This is a genomic window from Brevundimonas sp. (assembly GCF_044239655.1).
Taxonomy (GTDB): Bacteria; Pseudomonadota; Alphaproteobacteria; order Caulobacterales; family Caulobacteraceae; genus Brevundimonas.
On sequence record NZ_JBIIAY010000206.1, the window covers coordinates 1 to 2,947 of the forward strand.

At 66.9% G+C, this 2,947-nt stretch carries 3 protein-coding genes; 1 reads left to right on the plus strand and 2 read right to left on the minus strand.

Annotation, left to right across the window (positions count from 1 at the left end; genetic code table 11):
• The first annotated feature begins 223 nt into the window (after positions 1-223).
• Positions 224-1,021, plus strand: a complete 798-nt coding sequence (locus ACILQR_RS16350; RefSeq protein WP_395652418.1) for a SapC family protein — start codon at positions 224-226, stop codon at positions 1,019-1,021.
• 138 nt (positions 1,022-1,159) lie between these two features.
• Here ACILQR_RS16350 and ACILQR_RS16355 read toward each other — a convergent pair whose 3' ends face one another.
• Together ACILQR_RS16355 and ACILQR_RS16360 are read right to left on the minus strand one after the other, a co-directional pair.
• Positions 1,160-1,567 (minus strand): MaoC family dehydratase, encoded by a 408-nt coding sequence (locus tag ACILQR_RS16355; protein ID WP_395652419.1) that lies wholly within the window; start codon positions 1,565-1,567, stop codon positions 1,160-1,162.
• A gap of 10 nt (positions 1,568-1,577) precedes the next feature.
• Positions 1,578-2,597, minus strand: a complete 1,020-nt coding sequence (locus ACILQR_RS16360) for an NADP-dependent oxidoreductase (protein WP_395652420.1) — start codon at positions 2,595-2,597, stop codon at positions 1,578-1,580.
• Between the last annotated feature and the right edge of the window lie 350 nt (positions 2,598-2,947).

Consider the following 2,947-nt stretch of genomic DNA (forward strand, 5'->3'; position numbering starts at 1 on the left):
TTTCCCTCCCCCTCGGGGGAGGGTGGTCGAAGCGCAGCGAAGACCGGGTGGGGAGGGCAGGGCGAAACGGCGCTGATCTGCCTTGCCGCCCCCACCCGGTCGCTACGCGACCTGCCCTCCCCCGCGGGGGAGGGAGATGCGGCGTCTGAACAGCCCCGTTTGCGGCGTCGCGCGCGATCCGCTAGACAGCCCGCCTTCCTCTTAATCCAGAGCCTGCGCGTCCATGACCGACACCACCGCCCCTACCGCCGAAGGCCAGCTGGCCGGGACCGTCCTGTTCTACAATCGGCCCGAGCCCCTGTCGGCCGACACCCACGGTTCGCTGGGCGCCAATCCGGTCGAGAAGCCCTATGCCTTCGTGGCCCAGACCCACGTCGTGCCGTTGACGGTCACCGAGTTCGCGCCGGCCGCCCTGTCCTTCCCGGTGGTCTTCCTGGGCGACAACAAGCAGCCGGTCGCCGTCATGGGCCTGCGCCAGTCGGAAAACCTCTATGTGGACGCGGCCGGCGACTTCAAGTCGGACGCCTATATCCCCGCCTATGCCCGCCGCTATCCGTTCGTCTTCGCCAATGACGAGCAGCAGGGCCGGATGATCCTGTGCATCGACCGCGACGCCAAATTCATCGTCGAGGGCGGCCAGGTGCCGCTGTTCGAGAACGGCCAGCCGTCGGCCTACGTCAACCAGGCGATGGAGTTCTGCAACAATTTCGAACAGGAGCGCCAGCGCACCGAAAGCTTCGTCAAGCTGCTGACGGAGCTGGACCTGTTCCACACTCGCGAGGCCGTGTTCACGCCGCGCGACGAGCAGGGCAACCCAGGCACGCCGCAGAAGCTGGCCGACTATTTCGCCGTGTCGGAAGAGAAGCTGAAGGAACTGCCGGCCGAGAAGCTGGCCGAACTGCGTGACAACGGCGCGCTCGGCCAGATCTACGCGCACCTGGTGTCGCTGCTGGGCTGGGACCGGCTGATCGCGCTGGCGTTTGCGCGCGCTGCGGCGATGCCGACGGCGGCGAACGCTTAAGGCGGGCAACAGGCAACAGGCAGCGGGCAACAGTTTCGCTGAAGAAAGGCGGTTGCTCCGGCAGCCGCCTTTTTGCTGACCCCTGTTGCCTGTTGCCTGTTGCCTGTTGCCTGTTGCCTGTTGCCTGTTGCCTGTTGCCTACCTTCTCACGAACAACGCCCGCGTCAGGCAGCTGAAGACCAGCCGGCCGCCCTCGTCGAGCAGGTCGTGCTGGGCGATGACGATGCCTTTTTCGTCGCCGACGGGGTCCTTGCCCATCACGGTCATGCGGCCGCGCAGCAGCTCGCCGGCTGGCGGGTTGCGCATGAAACGCAGGCCGTCGACGGCCAGGACCTTGGACTGGGCCCAGCCGGCCGCCTTCTCCGCCGCCAGCCGCGACCACAGGGCATAGGTCATGGCGTCGGGGGCGCCGTAGGCGACGTCCCAGCCCGGCGCGAACCGTTCGGCGAAGGCCTCGATGGCCGGCTCGTCGACGGCGATGGCGCCCAGCTGGATCACCTGTCCATTCTCGAGATCCTCGAAATGGACGTGCAGGGCGTCGCTCATGGAGTGTCCTCTAGGCCGCCGGTTCTTCCGACACGCGAACCAGCAGCTTGCCGTCGTGGTCGCCGGTGAACAAGCGGTTGAGCGAGGTCACGGCCCTCTCCAGCCCATTATCGACGTGGACCTTCCACTTGACCTTGCCCTCGGCCAGCCAGGGACCGAGTTCGGCCACCATTTCGCGCGCGCGGGGCGAATAGTCCATGACCAGGAAGCCCTGCATGGTCATCCGGTGGGTGATCAGGCGGCTGAGGTCCGGCGTGGGCGGGCGTTTAGTGGCGTTGTAGGCCGAGACCATGCCGCAGACGGCCATCCGCGCCCCGATGTTCAGCCGGTTCCAGACCGCCACCATGATGTCGCCGCCGACGTTCTCGAAATTGAGATCGACGCCGTTCGGGGCCAGCCGGTCCAGCGCCTCGCCGACATCCTCGCCCTTGTAGTCGATGGCGGCGTCGAAGCCGAGATCCTCGACCAGCCAGCGGCATTTGTCGGGCCCGCCGGCGATGCCGATGACGTGGGCGCCCTTCTGTTTGGCGATCTGGCCGGCGATGGAGCCGACGGCCCCGGCGGCGGCCGAGATGACCATGACCTGGCCGGGGGTGGGCCTAAGCACGTCGGTGACGCCGAAATAGGCGGTCATCCCGGTCATGCCCATGACCGACATATTGGCCGTCAGCGGCAGGCCGGGCGCGCGGTGGACCTTGGACACGCCGGTGTCGGGCACGACGCCATAGTCGGCCCAGCCGCCCATGGCCGTGGTGACGATGTCACCGGTCCTGAACCGGTCGGAGCGGCTGTCCTCGATCTCGCCCAGGGTCAGGCCGCGCATGACGTCGCCCAGCCCGACCGGCGGCAGATAGCCGACCGAATCGTTCATCCAGGTCCGGTTGGTGGGGTCGAGCGACAGGTAGATGGTGCGGATCAGGACCTCGCCGTCCTTGAGGTCCGGCGTGGGGGATTCGATCAGTTCGAGGTCGTCATGCTGGACCAGACCCTGCGGACGCTTCCTGAGAACCCATTGACGATTGAGGGGCATGGCCGTCTCCCGATAGGCGCCCGGCCGTTCGGCCCGATGCGCGTTGCGTTTCCAGACCCACTTGTCCTGCAACGCGACCCGGCTGTCGAGAGCGCAAAGAAAAAGGTGGACCATGAGGTCCGCCTTTATCCAGACAAAGAAGCGGGCGGATCGTAGATCCGCCCGCGGAGTGGCATCATCGAGAATGAGGCGCGGTGGCGACAGACCGGCTCTCGCCGGTCTCAAGTCGGGGGGCGTCGCCGCCTCCGCAGAGAGACAACGGGGTCCGCCGACTCGCGTTCCCTCGAAAGATCACTTTTTTCGCTCGCTGCGTGAGCGGCCGGGGCGGCGGAACGGCAACGCTCTCCATC

What these genes read in the sequence shown, in the direction of transcription:
- ACILQR_RS16350 (WP_395652418.1), top strand. Translation starts at nt 224, where the DNA reads ATGACCGACACCACCGCCCCTACCGCCGAAGGCCAGCTGGCCGGGACC.
- ACILQR_RS16355 (WP_395652419.1), bottom strand. Translation starts at nt 1,567, where the DNA reads ATGAGCGACGCCCTGCACGTCCATTTCGAGGATCTCGAGAATGGACAG.
- ACILQR_RS16360 (WP_395652420.1), bottom strand. Translation starts at nt 2,597, where the DNA reads ATGCCCCTCAATCGTCAATGGGTTCTCAGGAAGCGTCCGCAGGGTCTG.